The organism is Paenibacillus sp. SER-28 (assembly GCF_052906305.1).
In genome coordinates this window covers 51,718-69,517 of record NZ_JBRECM010000014.1, presented here as the reverse complement: position 1 = coordinate 69,517, position 17,800 = coordinate 51,718, and the positions used below count along the sequence as shown (strand labels likewise).

General features: G+C 46.1%; 12 protein-coding genes, 2 pseudogenes and 2 riboswitches. Of the genes and pseudogenes, 7 read left to right on the top strand and 7 right to left on the bottom strand.

Features of this window, described 5'->3' with window-relative positions; translation table 11 throughout:
• Window positions 1-212: 212 nt before the first annotated feature.
• A complete protein-coding gene (locus ACUYLD_RS23280; protein ID WP_061828835.1) occupies window positions 213-1,184 on the bottom strand; it encodes a LacI family DNA-binding transcriptional regulator in 972 nt (323 codons plus the stop codon).
• A gap of 130 nt (window positions 1,185-1,314) precedes the next feature.
• Here ACUYLD_RS23280 and ACUYLD_RS23275 point away from each other — a divergent pair.
• Both ACUYLD_RS23275 and ACUYLD_RS23270 read left to right on the top strand, forming a co-directional pair.
• Window positions 1,315-2,508: pseudogene (locus ACUYLD_RS23275) on the top strand (glycoside hydrolase family 1 protein); the annotation flags it as partial.
• 168 nt (window positions 2,509-2,676) lie between these two features.
• Window positions 2,677-2,753: riboswitch (glycine riboswitch) on the top strand.
• Window positions 2,754-2,771: 18 nt separating this feature from the next.
• Window positions 2,772-2,866: riboswitch (glycine riboswitch) on the top strand.
• 160 nt (window positions 2,867-3,026) lie between these two features.
• A complete protein-coding gene (locus ACUYLD_RS23270) occupies window positions 3,027-4,445 on the top strand; it encodes an alanine/glycine:cation symporter family protein (RefSeq protein ID WP_446676095.1) in 1,419 nt (472 codons plus the stop codon).
• A gap of 57 nt (window positions 4,446-4,502) precedes the next feature.
• On the opposite strand, the gene ACUYLD_RS23265 is transcribed toward ACUYLD_RS23270, so the two are convergent.
• The 5 genes from ACUYLD_RS23265 to ACUYLD_RS23245 all read right to left on the bottom strand — a co-directional run bounded on the left by ACUYLD_RS23265 (window position 4,503) and on the right by ACUYLD_RS23245 (window position 10,544).
• Complete coding sequence (locus tag ACUYLD_RS23265; RefSeq protein WP_446676094.1) at window positions 4,503-5,675, bottom strand: iron-containing alcohol dehydrogenase; 1,173 nt, start codon at window positions 5,673-5,675, stop codon at window positions 4,503-4,505.
• A 148-nt stretch (window positions 5,676-5,823) separates the two neighbouring features.
• Window positions 5,824-6,651 carry a carbohydrate ABC transporter permease gene (locus ACUYLD_RS23260; protein ID WP_061828831.1) on the bottom strand — a complete coding sequence of 276 codons (828 nt, stop codon included), beginning with the start codon at window positions 6,649-6,651 and terminating at the stop codon, window positions 5,824-5,826.
• A 22-nt stretch (window positions 6,652-6,673) separates the two neighbouring features.
• Window positions 6,674-7,549, bottom strand: a complete 876-nt coding sequence (locus ACUYLD_RS23255; RefSeq protein WP_165179212.1) for a carbohydrate ABC transporter permease — start codon at window positions 7,547-7,549, stop codon at window positions 6,674-6,676.
• A gap of 32 nt (window positions 7,550-7,581) precedes the next feature.
• Window positions 7,582-8,865, bottom strand: a complete 1,284-nt coding sequence (locus tag ACUYLD_RS23250; protein ID WP_446676093.1) for an ABC transporter substrate-binding protein — start codon at window positions 8,863-8,865, stop codon at window positions 7,582-7,584.
• A 197-nt stretch (window positions 8,866-9,062) separates the two neighbouring features.
• Window positions 9,063-10,544 (bottom strand): PTS transporter subunit EIIC, encoded by a 1,482-nt coding sequence (locus ACUYLD_RS23245; protein ID WP_446676092.1) that lies wholly within the window; start codon window positions 10,542-10,544, stop codon window positions 9,063-9,065.
• A gap of 316 nt (window positions 10,545-10,860) precedes the next feature.
• Here ACUYLD_RS23245 and ACUYLD_RS23240 point away from each other — a divergent pair, with 316 nt between their 5' ends.
• A complete protein-coding gene (locus ACUYLD_RS23240; protein ID WP_254350245.1) occupies window positions 10,861-11,685 on the top strand; it encodes an MIP/aquaporin family protein in 825 nt (274 codons plus the stop codon).
• Between the two features lie 32 nt (window positions 11,686-11,717).
• The gene (gene glpK, locus ACUYLD_RS23235; protein ID WP_446676091.1) at window positions 11,718-13,211 is read left to right on the top strand and encodes a glycerol kinase GlpK; all 1,494 of its coding nucleotides are present in this window, start codon (window positions 11,718-11,720) and stop codon (window positions 13,209-13,211) included.
• 85 nt (window positions 13,212-13,296) lie between these two features.
• Here the strand turns inward: glpK and ACUYLD_RS23230 are convergent, their stop codons facing one another.
• Entirely contained in the window at window positions 13,297-14,337 is a 1,041-nt protein-coding gene (locus tag ACUYLD_RS23230; protein WP_446676090.1) for a LacI family DNA-binding transcriptional regulator, read from the bottom strand.
• 295 nt (window positions 14,338-14,632) lie between these two features.
• Here ACUYLD_RS23230 and ACUYLD_RS23225 point away from each other — a divergent pair.
• The 3 genes and pseudogenes from ACUYLD_RS23225 to ACUYLD_RS23215 all read left to right on the top strand — a co-directional run.
• A pseudogene (locus tag ACUYLD_RS23225) lies at window positions 14,633-15,134 on the top strand (carbohydrate ABC transporter permease); the annotation flags it as partial.
• A 23-nt stretch (window positions 15,135-15,157) separates the two neighbouring features.
• On the top strand, window positions 15,158-16,504 hold the full coding sequence (locus tag ACUYLD_RS23220; RefSeq protein ID WP_446676089.1) for a GH1 family beta-glucosidase: 1,347 nt from the start codon (window positions 15,158-15,160) through the stop codon (window positions 16,502-16,504).
• 20 nt (window positions 16,505-16,524) lie between these two features.
• Window positions 16,525-17,796: a hypothetical protein gene (locus ACUYLD_RS23215; protein WP_446676088.1), complete on the top strand. Its 1,272-nt coding sequence runs from the start codon at window positions 16,525-16,527 to the stop codon at window positions 17,794-17,796.
• Window positions 17,797-17,800: the final 4 nt, after the last annotated feature.

The following is a 17,800-nucleotide window of genomic DNA, read 5'->3' as shown; positions in this document are numbered from 1 at the left end:
TTACCAATAAAAAATGCCTAAGCACAATTCAATACTATTGTTAGCAATAGCACTCAATTGAACTCAGGCATTGCCCGCATCACCGGTCACAATCCTTCGATATAGTGCTATTGTAGCACAAAAAAAAGCGATTTCAACATATTTTATTCTCTTTCGACAAAAAATATTTCATATCAAGGCCCTTTTGCCTAATTTGCAAGTACATCGTTACCTTATGTAGTCGTACGTTCAATGAGGCTGTACTCTAGCGAATGAAGCTTCATTTGGCGTCCAATCAGCTGAGGGGAAAGCATGAAAAAGGCATTTTGTGCTTGAGCCATGATAGGATTTTGAATCGTTGTAATCCCCAGCGTATGCGCCAGCTCCGTGTTATCGAATCCAACAATTGCCAGATCTTCCGGTACGTTCAGTTTTTGTCTGCGTGCTTCGCAGAGAATGCCCACTGCTACATAATCGTTAGCACATAAAATAGCCTCTGGAAATTCGTCTGGATGCTGTAACAAATCCCGTACGACCTGTTCGCCATCACGGATATTATAAATAGAAGAGTGATTCCAGTGTTGCAACACTGGCAGATTGTGCTCACTCATGATCTGTTCGTAGGCTCGTTGTCTACTATGGGTATTAATACTGCTCGGACGGCCAAAAGCATTGGCTATACGAGTATAGCCTTTTTGTATCAAATGTTTGAGCGCTAACATATATCCTTCATACTGATCCATAGCGACGGAGCGAATATCGGTATGCTCCATTCGTTGCCACGACACGATCGGGCCATATTTGCAATAGGTGCTCAAAAAATCAGTGTCATTCACGCAGGAAATGATGACCAGCGCATCGACTCTTTTTCTTTTTAAATCCTCAAAGGCTTGAAGCTCTTTCTTTTTGTCTTCTCCCGAAGTATAAATAATGGTTTGAAATTCATATTGGCCCGCTACTTCCACAAAGCTGTCCAGAAAAGCGAGAACAATTTCATTAATAGTTGAAGTAATGATACCGATCTGAAGCGTCTGACCCTTGGATAGAGAAATGGCATTCCGATTAGGAACATAATCTAATTCCTGCATGATTTTCAAAATCTTAGCTCTTGTTTCGTGACTAACATGGGGGGACTGATTTAATACTCTGGATACCGTAGCTTTGGAAAAGCCCGCCAGTTTTGCAATTTGATCAAGATTCGACATGGTGCTTCTCCTCACATAAGAAAAAATACTTGACATGAAACGCGTTACAACGATTAGGATGCTTATGAAGGCATTACGTCTATTCTAAGGTATCTGTCAATGCATTTCAAAGGAGAACGGTTATCGTTAGGTTGCATTGTTCGCTGAAATGGGCTTTAAAGTATTCCGTATGTCCATCTACTGGTCGCGGATTTTCCCGAATGGCTATGATGCCGAGCCGAATGAAGCAGGATTGCAATTCTACGACAATGTATTTGATGAGCTGCGCAAGTATGGTATTGAACCGCTGGTAACATTGTCACATTATGAAACACCGCTAGGTCTGACGCAGAAGTATAATGGCTGGCTGGGTCGTGAAGTCATACAGCATTACGTAAATTATGCCGAAACGGTGTTTACACGCTATAAGGATAAAGTAAAATACTGGCTGACCTTTAATGAAATCAATGTAATGACCATGAGCCCGTTCACCGGTGGCGGTGTGGTTATTGACCGTGTAGAAAACAAACAACAAGCGATATATCAAGCATTGCATCATCAATTTGTAGCTAGTGCACTGGCGACCAAACGGGGACATGAGATCATCCCGGGCGCACAAATCGGCTGTATGCTGGCACGTATTGAAAGCTATCCACATACGTGTAACCCAGAGGATATACTGAAAGCCCAGCATGAAAATCAGATGAACCTTTTCTTTACGGATGTGCATGCCCGTGGGGAATATTCCAATTACATGAAGCGCTATTTTGAAGAAAATAATGTTGTAATACACACAGAACCAGGCGATGCTGAAATATTGAAAAATAACACGGTTGATTTTATCTCATTTAGCTACTATATGACCTTGACCGTATCTGCAGGTCCAGAAGGTGAGAAAGCAGCAGGAAACCTGATTGGTGGCGTGAAAAATCCATATTTACAGTCCTCTGACTGGGGCTGGCAGATCGATCCGATCGGCCTGCGTGTTACGCTGAACACGTTATATGACCGCTATCAAAAGCCGCTGTTCATCGTGGAAAATGGTTTGGGTGCGTATGATAAGGTGGAAGAAGACGGCTCTGTGCATGACACGTATCGCATTGATTACTTGCGTCAGCATATTGCCCAAATGAAGGAAGCGATTGCCGACGGTGTTGATCTGGTTGGTTACACCAGCTGGGGCCCTATCGACCTTGTGAGCATGTCTACATCCGAAATGTCCAAGCGCTACGGATTTATTTACGTTGATCTGGATGATGACGGTAACGGAACGCTCGAACGCTCCAAAAAGGACTCTTTTAACTGGTATAAAAATGTGATAGCAACCAATGGTGAAGAATTGTAATTCCATATCGTCTCGGGCGGGTATAGCAGAGGACATCCTAAGGATGAAATTTGCTGTATCCGCTTTTTTGATAGACACAATAATAATATTTCAGAGGGCTTCACAAACTTTTCACTTGTAATAAGCTGAAAGTTTTCTGTATAATAAATAAAAATTTCATATGTCTGGTTGATGTTTGCGGGAGATGGAACGAAAGTTCCGACCGAAGGGGCAAAACTCTCAGGTGCTTAGGCTGGTTACAGCAACAAGCGGGGACCGTAAACGGACAGAACTCTGGAGAGACCCTTAATTGGGCGCCGAAGGTGCACCGCAGAAAACATCTGCTTAAACTCTCAGGCAAAAGGACAGAGACGCGAATAACCTGTGACAGGGAATGCCCCTAGGCTTTTTTATGAGCTATTAGAGGTAGAAACCTGCACAAGATGGTTGTATTTTTTCGTGCCTTTAACCTCTCCAGGAGTCGAATCAGCGGATTTGACTCTTTTTTGTTTTCTAATATGCTGGAGGAGCGGGTTGAAATGAATTTGGTACATGTATTAGAAACGATTGACAGCTGGATATGGGGAGCGCCGCTTCTTATTCTTGTAATGGGCACTGGGTTGTGGCTAACGATCCGTTTGAAGCTGCTCCAGGTTATTCGATTGCCTTTGGCGCTCAAGCTAATTGGTAAAGCGCCGGACGAAGGTAGCGGAGATGTAAGCAGCTTCGGAGCATTGAGTACGGCACTGGCAGCTACTGTAGGTACAGGAAGTATCGTCGGCGTGGCAACAGCGATCAAACTGGGTGGGCCCGGTTCATTATTCTGGATGCTGGTTGCAGCTTTTTTCGGGATGGCAACCAAATATGCGGAAGGATTATTATCCGTTAAATACCGTGTTAAAGACCGGAATGGACAATTTTCGGGTGGCCCGATGTATTATATTGAAAACGGGCTTGGCCGCCGTTTCAAGCCGCTGGCGATGTTGTTTGCCTTTTCTGGTGTTCTTGTAGCCCTATTTGGAATCGGTACTTTTCCGCAAGTAAAGGCTATCGTTTCTTCGACGGAAAGTAGCTTCGGAGTGCCAACGGTAGTTACAGCGATCATTATTTCCGTGTTAACGGCTGTTGTTACGATTGGAGGACTCAAAAGTATTGCCAAGGTATCCACAAAGATTGTTCCATTCATGTCGGGGCTCTATATCGTAGTTTGCTTAATTGTACTCTTTAAGTTTGCAGGAGAGCTTCCTCATGCGATTGCTTTAGTATTACAAGGGGCCTTCTCGACCACATCTGCAACGGGTGGATTTGCCGGAGCGACGATTATGTTGGCGATGCGAAGTGGAGTTGCCAGAGGTATTTTTGCTAATGAAGCTGGTTTGGGAAGTGCGCCAATTGCAGCAGCTGCTGCTAAGACGAAATGGCCTGCAGAACAAGGGTTGATATCCATGACAGGCGTATTTATCGATACGATGATTATTTGTAATCTGACGGGATTTACGTTGCTGGTTACGGGAATATGGAGTGGAAATGACGATGGAGGTCTGATGACCCAGCATGCGTTTTCCAGTGCCTTTCCGGCTGGTGCAGAACTCGTGACGATTAGCCTTATTTTATTTGCATTCACAACGATACTGGGCTGGAATTACTACGGGGAACGTTGTGTTGAATATTTACTGGGTGTCAAATGGATTAAACCATACCGTTATTTGTTCATCGCACTTGTGGCAGGAGGTGCGTTCATCAAGTTGGAAGCCATTTGGCTGCTGGCAGATATCTTTAACGCAATGATGGCTTTCCCGAATCTGATTGCACTGCTTGGCTTATCGGGAATCGTAGTTGCAGAAACCCGAAACTATATGGATTCTCTGTATCCTAATAAGAAAAAGGGCATTCTTGCAGGTGCCAATGTAGGGGCAGCTATTCAAGTAGAAGAAAAGGGACACACGGTTAATTCATAAATTCCAAAAGGGAGTGCCCTCAGCCATCATAGGCTTGAGGACACTCCCTTTTGAATGTTATAACGATGCACGCAAAATAGCTAAAATATCTTCTTGATTCAGCTTTTTATAATTACCAAAGCCTCCGTATTCCATTTCACGGGCTGCAATGTTTGCGATTTTTTCCAATTGCTCATCATTAATATTGTAATCGGCCAGGGTGGAAGGGGCACCGAGACTTGTCCAGAATGCACTAAGACGGTCAATACCTTCCAAGGCGATTTCTCTATCTGTTTTACCTACGGTGTCTAAGTCAAACATGCTGAGCATCAGCCGCTTCATGCGTGCAGCATCCTGATCCACTGTATGTCTCATCCAGTTGGGAAACAGAATTGCCAGACCGCCAGCATGAGGAATATCATATACAGCGGATAATGCATGTTCAATCGTATGCGAAGCCCAATCCCCGAAGTAGCCCATTTGTAGTGTTCCGTTAAGAGCAATCGTTCCGGCATATAAAATCGTTTCACGATGCTCGTAGTTGTGCAAATCCTCCAGCAGTTTAGGTGCAGTTTCGATCACGGTTTGCAGCACGGAAAAGCACATACGATCTTGCAACGGTGTATTTTTAACATTGTGAAAATACTGTTCAAACACATGGCTCATCATATCCACCATGCCATATACCGTCTGATCACGTGGCACAGAGAAGGTGTTTTTTGGGTCCAGAATCGAAAATTTCGGATGCGTCACCGCGCTGCCCCATACGTATTTTTCGTTCGTTTCCCAGTTGGTGATGACAGAATCCGGATTCATTTCTGAACCGGTGGCGGCGAGTGTGAGGATGGTGCCGAATGGTAGAGCCTCGGTCGGCATGTGCTTTTTGTTGATAATATCCCACACATCGCCGTCATATTTAGCCCCTGCTGCGATGGCTTTGGTGCAATCAATAACGCTTCCGCCGCCTACTGCAAGTAAGAAGTCGATGTTTTCATTTCGGCAAATGTCGATGCCCTTCTTAACGGTGGACAAGCGCGGATTCGGCTCTACGCCGGACAATTCATGAATATTGAGATGTAGCGGCTCTAACGCGTCTAATACCTGGTCATACAGACCATTTCGCTTGACACTTCCACCTCCGTATATCAGTAAAATATTTTTGCCGTAATTCAGCAGCTCCTGCTGCAGTTCTTCAATTTGATTGTCTCCAAATATTAATTTGGTGGGGTTATAATATGTGAATTTGTTCATCTGGAAAGTTCCCCTCAGTTCATAGTTCATGTTCAAATCGTAAATCGCTTAACCTGATTGCCTGTTGGATACCTAACTTCATCATGTAAGCTATTTGAAATGACGATTAACCATTATACATGAAATGAATAAGGGAATTCAAGTAAATCTAATCTTTGACCGCTCCAGCGGCAAGATCGGAAATAAACTGGCGGCTAATGAAAAGAAACAAAATAATAAGTGGCAGTACAGCCAGCAGGGTGCCCGCAATGACCATCGCATAATCCGTATTGTAAATTCCGTTCAATTGTGACAGTGCAATCTGGAGCGTGAATTTACGCTCATCCGTTAAGACGATTAGCGGCCATAAATAATCATTCCAAGCTCCTATAAAGGTAAAGGCGCCGAGAAAAGCGAACGCAGGACGTAGAATAGGCAGTGCTACATTCAAGTACAGTCGAAAAAAGCTGCATCCGTCCATCCGGCCCGCATCCAGCAGCTCCTTTGGGATGGATTCTTCCGCATATTGACGAATCCAGAAAATGCCGAAGGCATTTACCATCCCCGGGATGATAAGCGCTTTGAACGTACCTACCCATCCAAAGGAGGCCATCATGACAAAGGAGGGGACAAGCGAAAGTTGTGAAGGGACCATCATCGTAGCTAGCAGAACGATAAATAGCACTTTTTTGCCCGGAAAATCAAACTTGGCGAATGCAAAACCTGCCAGTGAATCGAAAAACAGAACCAATAGGGTAACAGAACTGGCTACAAAAAGGGTATTAAAAAAGGCTCCGGCAAAATTAATCTGCTGTAATACTCTCGTTATGTTATCCAAGAAGTGGCTGCCAAACCACAATTGCGGTGGAAAACGGTAGATGTCTGAAGTGGTACGAGTTGCCATGACGATCAGCCAGTAAAATGGAAACATCGACAGGATGATTCCCACCAACAATCCGGCATATAAAACAAAGGATTTTGCGCGTGTCTGCATCATGTTGTGAAGCTCCTTCCCATCGTTATTTTTTACCTTGAACGAGTTTCCAGTTTATGATGGAGAATAGAGCAATGATGAGGAACATGCCCCATCCGACGGCTGCACCATATCCAAAATAGTTGTTAATGAACGACTCGCGGTACAGGTATAAAACGATGGTCATGCCACTTGCCCCGGAACCGCCGTCATTACCGACCAGGACCTGTGGCTCGGTGAAGAGCTGCATACCGCCGATGGTGGACGTAATGACCGTAAACAGAATGACTGGGCGCAGCATGGGGATAGTGATGCGGAAAAAAGCTTGCGCTCCGGTTGCCCCGTCTATTTTGGCGGCCTCATACAGCACATGCGGAATACTCTGGAGTCCGGCCAAATAGATGATTGCGTTATAGCCCATCCATCTCCATACGACCATAGAAGAAATGGCAATTTGGATACCCCATGGCACATTCAACCATTGAACCATGGGTAGTCCCAAGAGTTGCAGAAGGTAGTTGAGAAATCCAAAATTGTTGGCAAATAAGGCACCAAATATGATGGCAACAGCCACAATAGACGTCACATTGGGCAGGAAGAATCCAACTCGCCATAAGGTGCGCATTTTCACAAAAGGGGCATAAAGCAGAAAGGCAATAATCAGTGCGAAGAATAGCATCGGAATCGTTGCATACACCCAGATCACAAAGGTGTTGCCTACAGCCTGCCAAAATTCATTGTCTGTCACAAGGTAGCGAAAATTGCCCCAGCCGTTGTAGGTCATGTCTCCGATCCCGTCCCATTTGTGAAACGCTAGATATAATGAAAAGCCAATCGGAAACAGTCCAAAGATACCAAACAGCAGATAAAACGGCGAGATCGCAGCATAAACGGCACGGTGCTTCCAGATTTCTCTCAGCATAATGTCCACACGCCTTTTTTGAATTTTGTTTTTTATCGCTGTAATTCCCGTTCGATTCGATCCATGGTTTCCGTCCATAATGCATCGGGATTGGCATCCTGCTTGGCGACATTAGCAAGGCGACGGGTCACAATGCCGTGGATGACAGGATAGCGCTCGCCGAAATAGCTGCTTTTCACATGACGTGCGGAAGTGGCAAAGATGAGTCCGGTGGCCTGACCACCAAAGAAAGGCTCGGGTGTCTCCATGATAGGATCGTCATAGACGCCGGGAGTGGACGGGAACAGTCCGATTTTGTGGTAGGCTTCCAGCTGGTGTTCCGGGTTTTGCAGCCAGGTCAGGACTTCAAAAGCTTCTTTGGGATGTTTGCTGGATTTGAGGATAGAAATGAATGACCCTCCCAGATTGCCGTCTCCTCCAGGAGCACGGGCGACTCTCCATTTACCCGCTGTATCCGGCGCGGCCTCTGTGAGAACTTGCTTCATCCAGATAGCCCCTATAAAAGAGGCAATTTTGCCGTTATTGACCGAAGCGTTCCATTCGGGAGTCCAGCCATCTGCGTTGGCGAGCAGATGCTTCTTGTGGAAATCGACAGCAGTTTTCCAGCCCAGACGGATATCAGGAGATTGATTGCCGATGTAGCTGCCATCCGGCTTGAAGTAAAGGTTTGTGTGCTGAGCGAGTACCTGATTGTAAACGTTTACAATATTATCAGCCAAAAACGAACGGCTTCCGAATTTCTGCTGAAGTTGTTCTCCGGCTGCCATGTAATCATCCCATGTGCGGATGGAGGCACTAACCTTTTCAGGATCACTAGGCAAGCCTGCTTGTTCAAACAGATCACTTCGGTAGAAGAGGGCGGTAGGCCCAGTATCCATGGGAAATGCAATCATTTTACCCTCAGGAGTGATCCCTTGATTCCATTTCCATTCCAAATATTGATCCTTCAAGCGGTCTGCTCCGAGTTCCCTTAAGTCATAAAAACGATCCGCACTGGGGAACAGCTCCACCATCCAATCGTTCAGAGCTACGATGTCTGGTTCACCGGAACGAGCTGCGAGCGTTGTCTTCAGTTTGGCTTTGAAGTCACCGCCTATTTTTTGAGTTTTTAATTCAATGTTGGGAAATTGTTTTTCCGCCTGGGCGAGTAGTTCATCGTCAATGGAACGGTTCCAGTACCATAATGTAAGCGTTATCTTTTTTCTGTTTGACAAATTAGTTTCAGATGATTGACTTTCAGAGGACGAGGGTTCACTACAAGCACTGAACATCGTGAGAAAAGCAAGACATAGTACCAGCCATTGTACTGTCTTCACATCATTTCCCTCCTTGCTGTCTGAGATAATCTGCCTGCTAAACAAGTTGTAAATGGTTTAGCTCCATCATATGAAGCTGTTACCCATTTATGTGCATTGCCTTAACCAAAAACAAAAAATTTGAAACGTTTATTACTAAAAAAAAGCACGCGCGTCTGTTATATGAAGAACGCACGTGTTTAAGTTAGGGATTCAGCCTATGACATCAACCGCTGTATTTCATCTTTCAGAATTTCGGACCGAGTCCCGAAAATAACCTGCAGGGTACCATTACCAAGCCTGATGATTCCCGACGCTCCGAGCTGCTTGAGAGCTTGATCATTAACCGCTTTGTCGTCTTTGACGACAAGACGCAGCCGCGTGATGCAGGCATCAATGCTTTGGATATTGTCTGAACCGCCGAGATAGGTTAGTATTCTGCCTGCCTGACTGGATTGAGTGTCGGATGTGGTGCTTGCCTTTCCATCGGATATAGTTTCGTTAACCTCAGACAGGAGACTGTCTTCTACATCATCTTCACGCCCAGGAGTTTTTAGGTTGAATTTGAGAATGATAAATCGGAACAGAAAGTAATAGATGAGGGCGAACACAAGCCCGACCGGAATCATTCGCAATGGGTGGGTGGAGAGTTTCATATTGACCAAATAGTCAATGAGTCCTGCTGAAAAAGAAAAGCCAAGTTTGACATCCAGTAGGTATACGACCAGGCCACTCAGGCCTGTCAGCAGAGCATGAACGCCGTAAAGCAATGGTGCAATGAACATAAACGAAAATTCGAGGGGCTCGGTAATTCCGGTCAGGAACGATGCCAGCGCAGAACCGATGAAGATGGAAGCGACGGCTTTACGTTTTTCCGGTTTGGCGGTATGGATGAATGCGAGGGCTGCTGCTGGCAGCGCGAACATCATAATGGGGAAGAAGCCGGACATGAATATACCTGCCGATGTATCGCCTGCAAAAAAACGCGTCAGGTCACCATGAACGACCTCACCGGCAGCATTGGTGTAGTCACCAATTTGAAACCATGCGATCGAGTTCAACACATGATGCAAACCGAGCGGGATCAGCAGCCGATTGGCAATCATGAATACCATTGATCCGATTCCGCCAAAGCCGACAATCCAGTTGCCGAAGACTGCAATCCCATCTTGTACCGGACTCCAGATCATACCGAGCAGAATGGCCAGAATCATGGTCGTAAAGGCGGTGATCATGGGGACAAAGCGTTTGCCTGAGAAGAAGCCAAGCCAATCTGGAAGTTGAATATTGTGATATTTTTTAAACAGAAAAGCAGACCATCCACCGATAAAAATACCCCCCAATACGCCCATGTCCAGCTTGACGTCGTCTGGAATATATGCAAATATACCCGGCACTGCCGCCAAAATACGGGTCAGCACCATATAGGCAATGACTGCCGATAATGCGGCTACTGCGTCGCCTGCCAGACCAATGGCAACACCAATGGAGAAAATGAGCGCAAGGTTACCGAAGATGGCCCCCGCGCCCTCGTTCAGAAAAGGAGTGATATAATGATTCAGAAATCCGCCAACTCCGGGACCAAGTGGTATATCCGTTTCATAATTAATCAGAGCTAATCCTTGCAAGATCCCTGCAGCGGGTAGAGTGGCTACTGGAAGCATTAACGACTTGCCGATTTTTTGCAGAAATTTCAGCATAACATTCTTCCCTTCTTCATCGAGTTTGGGAGTGTCGTATTCATCCTGAAATCCTCACATTAAACCATTTTTTCACATCATAAATCGGAGAATCTAACATGGTCAACGATTATTTTAAGCTATGAAAAACGTAAATCCGCAGTTGACATCGCTTACATGCTTATATAGTATCAAATTTAAGTTTATAATCGTGACGGAGACAAGAGAGCCACGCAGACATCCCATGGTACAGCACAGGGTTGGTTTGTGATGGCTTTTCTTTTTTTGTGCGATGAAAGCGATCAAAATCGGATGATCTATTGAGGAGGTAGGTTGTATGTCGCCATACGCAGCCGAATTCATAGGGACAATGATTCTTATTGCCCTAGGTGGCGGAGTGTGCGCAGGGGTGTCCCTGAAAAAGTCATTTGCCCACGCTTCCGGCTGGATTGTGGTCGGAATGGGTTGGGGGCTCGCGGTAGCTATTGCGGTGTATGCAGTGGGTCAAATCAGCGGAGCGCATTTGAATCCGGCAGTTACACTGGCGTTGGCATTTCAGGGTAGTTTTCCATGGCAAGATGTTCCCGGCTATATTGTTGCTCAGCTTCTCGGGGCCATGGCGGGTGCAGTGATCGTTATTTTGCATTATTGGCCCCACTGGAAAGAGACGGAGGACACAGCAGCCAAACTCAGTGTATTCGCGACAGGACCAGCTATTGATCATCCGTTTGGCAACGTGCTTAGTGAAATGATAGGTACTTTCATCTTTGTTCTTGCTTTACTGTCGTTTGGCGCCAATTCATTTACAGATGGCCTGAAACCACTGATTGTTGGTTTTTTAGTTGTCAGTATCGGTTTATCTCTTGGAGGAACAACGGGCTATGCCATCAATCCAGCGAGGGATTTTGGGCCGCGTCTGATGCATTATTTACTACCGATTCCCGGTAAGGGGGCGTCCAACTGGAAATATGCATGGGTGCCCATTATAGGACCGCTATTGGGGGGATCTTTCGCAGGGCCATTTTATCAGGCCGTTTTTAAGGGGAGTGTGACTCCGGCTTTCTGGATTTTGCTAGGGGTCATCGTGGTTGTACTCTTGATTACCTTCCGTATGAGTCGAACTTATAAAAATCATAAAATGGATCACAAACTTACAGCGTAAAAACGATGGATTTACACGGGGAGAGATGAACAATGGGAAAATATATTTTGTCACTAGATCAGGGAACGACAAGCTCAAGAGCGATTTTGTTCAATAGCGAAGGAGATGTAGTGTACTCGGCTCAGCGAGAATTTCCGCAGTATTTTCCTCATCCCGGCTGGGTAGAGCAGAATGCGAATGAAATCTGGAGCTCTATTCTCGGGGTCATTGCCTCCTGTCTTTCCGAATCCGGTGTAAAAGCAAATCAAGTGGCTGCCATCGGCATTACCAATCAGCGAGAATCGGTGGCTGTATGGGACAAAAATACAGGAGTGCCCGTGTATAACGTACTCGTATGGCAATCACGCCAAACCTCGGACATCTGTGAAGAATTGAAGCGACAAGGGCACGAGGAGCTTTTTCACAGCAAAACAGGCCTGTTGATCGACCCGTATTTTTCAGGTACTAAAGTAAAGTGGATACTGGACCATGTGGAGGGCGCGCGGGAAAAGGCGGAACGAGGTGACCTGTTATTCGGTACGATTGACTCGTGGCTGATCTGGAAACTATCCGGCGGAACGGCACATGTAACGGACTACTCCAATGCAGCCAGGACGCTGATGTACAACATTTATGAACTAAAGTGGGACGAAGAACTGCTGGACATTCTGGGTGTTCCGAAAATCATGCTACCTGAGGTAAGACCTTCTTCCGAGGTATATGCGCACACTGTGGATTATCATTTCTTTGGTCAGAATGTACCGATCGCCGGTGCAGCAGGTGACCAGCAGGCAGCCTTGTTTGGTCAGGCATGTTACGAAAAAGGGATGATCAAAAACACTTACGGCACAGGCTGCTTCATGCTGATGAATACGGGGGATCAACCAGTGGAATCCAAGCACGGCCTGATTACGACCATCGCTTGGGGACTGGAGGAAGGCAAAGTGCAATACGCACTCGAGGGGAGTGTGTTTGTAGCAGGGTCGGCGATCCAGTGGCTGCGAGACGGACTACGTATGTTCCGTGAAGCGAAGGACAGTGAACCTTATGCCGCCCGTGTTTCGTCTACGGAAGGAGTGTATCTTGTACCCGCTTTTGTCGGACTGGGCAGCCCCTACTGGGATAGCGAGGTGCGCGGAGCGATGTTCGGTTTGACACGCGGGACCACGAAGGAGCATTTTATCCGCGCCACATTGGAGTCACTCGCTTATCAGACCAAGGATGTGCTTACAGCCATGGAGATTGATTCAGGTATTGCAGTGAAATTGCTGCGGGTGGATGGAGGAGCTGTATTGAACAATTTTCTGATGCAATTCCAGAGCGATATTCTGGATGCAACAGTGGAGCGGCCAGTTATCCATGAGACGACGGCACTGGGGGCTGCATGTCTGGCAGGTTTGGCTATTGGATATTGGAAGAGTACGGATGAACTTCGCAAGCGGGTGAGGGTGGAAACCTCTTTTGCCCCGAATATGGATGAATCAACACGTGAAAGCTTGTATGAAGGTTGGAAAAAGGCTGTGAATGCGACGATGGCCTACAAGTAATAGATTAAGCGATGGGTCTCTGAATATTAAACTGCAAAAAGATGACTTCTGAATTTATCAGGAGTCATCTTTTATAAGGCATATGCTAACTCTTGACCTTCGTATGGTCCCAATGTTGCCGGGCTCCGCAGGAGCTACGAATGACTAGTTCCGGCTCTACTTTAATACATTTCGTATCCATTTGTTTATTCATCAGGTCAAACAGCACCATAGCGGCTAGACGGCCTATTTTTTGCTTGTCTTGTTTTACAGTCGTCAGTGGAGGTTCGGTATATCGACAGGCTTCTATATCATCACATCCCACTACAGCAATATCCTCGGGTACCCTCAAGCCGCTTTCCTTGAAAGCACGTATGGCACCAAAAGCAAGCAGGTCGGTCGCCGCAAAAATAGCTTTTGGTAAATTTCCTTGCTGTATCCACGCCTTCGCGACCTGGTATCCATCTTCTGCCGCGTAGTCCTTACCATACACGACCCATTCAGGTCTAACGTCAAGACTAAACCGCTTTAGTGAGGCGAAAAAGGCTTCCTCTCTCTCTTTAATAACCAAGGAGGGGCGTTCAATGCCTATAAAACCCATTTCGCGGTATCCATTCATGTAAAAGTGCTCAACAACCTTCATTGAAATCTTCTGATTGTCGGACATGATATAGCAGGAACTAGCTCCGGTTAGCTCAATATCGACACCGATGCAGGGGATAGGGCTGGCATCGAGATCAAAAACACTCTTCTCCACCTCATCTCCAGCAATAATAATGCACCCGTCCACTGAAAAATATTTCGAGCGAGCCAAATAGTCCTCTCCATTATCCAGAAATTTCTCATTTGAGAAAAATAGCAGATCGTAACCGAGCAAGCCAATCTGTTTTTTGAAGACATTAATGATATCTACAAAAAAAGGATGACTAAAATCAACATTCAGCTTGCCGGCAAATATAACGCCTACCAGATTAGATTTTTTGGTAGCAAGCGTTTTAGCCGAGGAGGAGGGTCTATAGCCTGTTTCCTCCATGATTTTAAGTACCCGCTGTCGGGTTTCCTCACCGATATCTGTGTAATTGTTAATGATTTTCGAAACCGTTGCCACTGAAACGCCTGCCATGCTAGCTATTGTTTTTATATTCATGGAATCCTCCGCAACTAAACCGATTTAGTTAAATTGACTTTTCTTTTCAAACTTAATGATTACTCGTATTCTATGCTACCTCATAGAAGTGAGTCAACCGTGTGAATAAAGGATGTTGCCTAATATTTCAAGGAGTAATAACGGTGATTTATGTTTTATTTGATAATTTACAATTCTCTATTTACAAATACAGGCTATCCGATACATAATAGTAGCTGCAATTAACTAAACCGCTTTCGTAAAAGTGAATGCATTTATTCTAAGAGTACAGGGGGAATTTTACAATGCTGAAAAAGTGTTTTTCCTGATATCCATGTATCTCCCGAATCCGGCTGATTCCGCAATTTGCTCTCATTAATAGCCTGGACTTTACAATACCCAGCTTGGGTTTTATTTTGCTGAAAACAACAGGTACCGGCATCGCTTTCCTGATGTTTGTGGGGTATATCAAGTCTGTCTCCCGAGAGCTGGATGAAGCGGCTGCCATGGACGGGTGCGGATATTCACGATATTTGTTTACAATTCTTGTCCCGCTGATGAAGCCGGTGTTGGCAACAGGCATTATTTTGACAGCGATTGGGGCGTGGAATGACATTATAGGTCCTACTATTTATTTGTCTGATCCTGCTTATCAGCCAGTGACCAAGGGATTGTTCTCCTTCTACGGACAATACATGAACAACTGGCCGTTGCTCGCTTGCGGTATTTTAATTGTTACATTACCGCTCGTAATTTTGTATATTTTCCTCCAGCGCTTTATTGTCGGCGGTGCAATGGCCGGAGCTGTGAAGTCTTGATTCCTGAAAGGATGATACCGAGTATGAGTGAGAATACCTATACATTCCCCGCCACGTTTATGTGGGGAACTTCGACCTCTTCTTATCAAATTGAAGGTGGCGTGGATGAGGAAGGAAGAACGCCTTCTATTTGGGATACTTTCTGTCGAGCACCCGGGAAGGTGATAGGAGGGGACTGCGGAGATGTGGCTTGTGACCATTTTCACCGCTTTAAGGAAGACGTGCAATTAATGAAGCAACTTGGCTTTTTACATTATCGTTTTTCCGTGGCCTGGCCGCGCATTATTCCCGCACCTGGCGTGGTTAACGAACAGGGGTTGCTCTTCTATGAGCGTCTGCTGGATGAGATTGAGTCGGCCGGGCTAATTCCAATGCTGACGCTGTATCATTGGGATCTACCGCAGTGGATTGAGGACGAAGGCGGTTGGACGCAGCGAGAGATTATCCAACATTTTAAAACGTATGCTTCTGTAATCATGGATCGATTTGGACAGCGTATAAGCTGGTGGAATACGATAAATGAGCCCTACTGCGCCTCTATTTTGGGCTATGGCACAGGAGAACATGCCCCCGGCCATGAGAACTGGAGGGAAGCCTTTACTGCCGCTCATCATATTCTGATGTGTCACGGGATAGCCATGAACTTACACAAGGAAAAGGGCCTGACGGGCAACATCGGTATTACGCTGAACATGGAGCATGTCGATGCAGCCTCTGAACACCCCGAAGATGTAGCCGCTGCTGTCCGGCGGGATGGTTTTATTAATCGATGGTTTGCCGAACCATTGTTTAACGGGAAATACCCTGAGGATATGGTGGAATGGTACGGGGCGCACTTGAATGGATTGGATTTTGTACAGCCTGGTGATATGGAGCTGATTCAGCAGCCAGGGGATTTTTTGGGCATCAACTACTACGCCCGCAGTATCATTCGAGCGACTACAGACGCTTCGTTGCTTCAGGTCGAGCAGGTTTCCATAGAGGAACCGGTAACGGATATGGGATGGGAGATTCACCCTGAATCCTTTTATAAGCTGCTAACGCGGATTGAGAAGGATTTTTCCAAGGGGTTACCCATCCTGATTACGGAAAACGGAGCAGCGATGAAGGACGAACTGGTGAATGGAAAGATTGAGGACATTGGACGTCAGTATTACATTGAGGAACATTTAAAGGCATGCCATCGCTTTATTGTGGAGGGAGGTCAGCTTAAGGGCTATTTTGTCTGGTCATTCCTCGATAACTTTGAATGGGCCTGGGGATACAGCAAACGTTTTGGTATTATACACATCAATTACGACACGCAGGAACGGACACCCAAACAAAGTGCGCTGTGGTTCAAGCAAGTGATGGCGAATAACGGGTTTTAAATAGAAAAGGCGTCGAAGACTTGGTTTCACAGCAGTCTGTGACGACGAATAAAGTGCCTTGTGGGTTTAGCGGCTACACAGCACGACTGGCGGCAGGTACTGCCGTCAATCACTGTACGATCATCGGGCATGTGAATGATATTCACTCTATCAATGAACGGATTACGGAAATCGCAACCATGCCTTATATCGAGCGGAAGGCGGAGGAAGCCAAAGCGTTGATCGAAGAGTTGACGGATGAAATGGCAACGCGGACATCCATTCCGTTATTTGACGAATACTGCCGTCAGAACTATCTGGATAACCTGTTACGTGGTGGTTATCCATTGCTGCTGGACAACGGCACGGAGCAACCATTTGTATATCATGTATTTTCACGCAAGCATGGGGAGCTGGAACCGTTGCTGGGACAGGTGGAGGTGGCAGATCATTCGTCTTTGCGTGCTTTTTTTCAATCGTCGTTCACCCCGGGTGAGCTAATTCAACATATCATTCATGACAACATCGCGCTAAAGCAAACGGTTGAGACGTTTGTAACCGAAGCTCTCAAGCATTCCGAACAATGCTATGAGGCTGATTTTGGTGAAGGTTTCTGGATCGACCATTGGACATATAACATGGATCTAATCGAAAGTTATCTAAGTATCTATCCAGACAAACAAGAGGAACTCTTGCTCGCAACCCGAGAGTACATGTATTACGACAGTCCGGCATGGGTACAGCCACGTCGAAACAAATGCGTGCAGATGAAGGACGGACGTATCTGTCAGTACGGGGCGGTCGTAGAGAGCAAGGAGAAAGAAGCTCAGCTGCACGCCCGGGATCGCGATGTTCATTGGGTTCGAACCGAACATGGAAGCGGAGAGATTTATAAGTCAAATTTATATGAAAAGCTGCTGTCATTAGCAGCCATCAAGCTGTCCACGCTGGACCCAGAGGGCTTGGGAATTGAGATGGAGGCGGGCAAGCCGGGATGGAATGATTCCATGAACGGACTTCCGGGGCTGTTTGCTTCTGGATTCAGTGAACTGTGTGAATTACAGCGACTTGTAAGATTTTTAATACATGCACAGGTGAAGCTTTCGGGCGATTCTGTGCTACGGTTGCCGCGAGAAGTTGCTAAGTTGATCCAACAGCTGAAGCTCGCAATGGAGGAATACTACCACGATTCGGATGAGGCTGATTGCAGGGATGAAAGTAAGGATTACAGCTTCTGGTCACGGATTTCGGATGCTAGAGAAGCGTATCGCGAAACGGTTCGTTTTGGATTGAAGGGGCAGAAACACCATTAGCGTT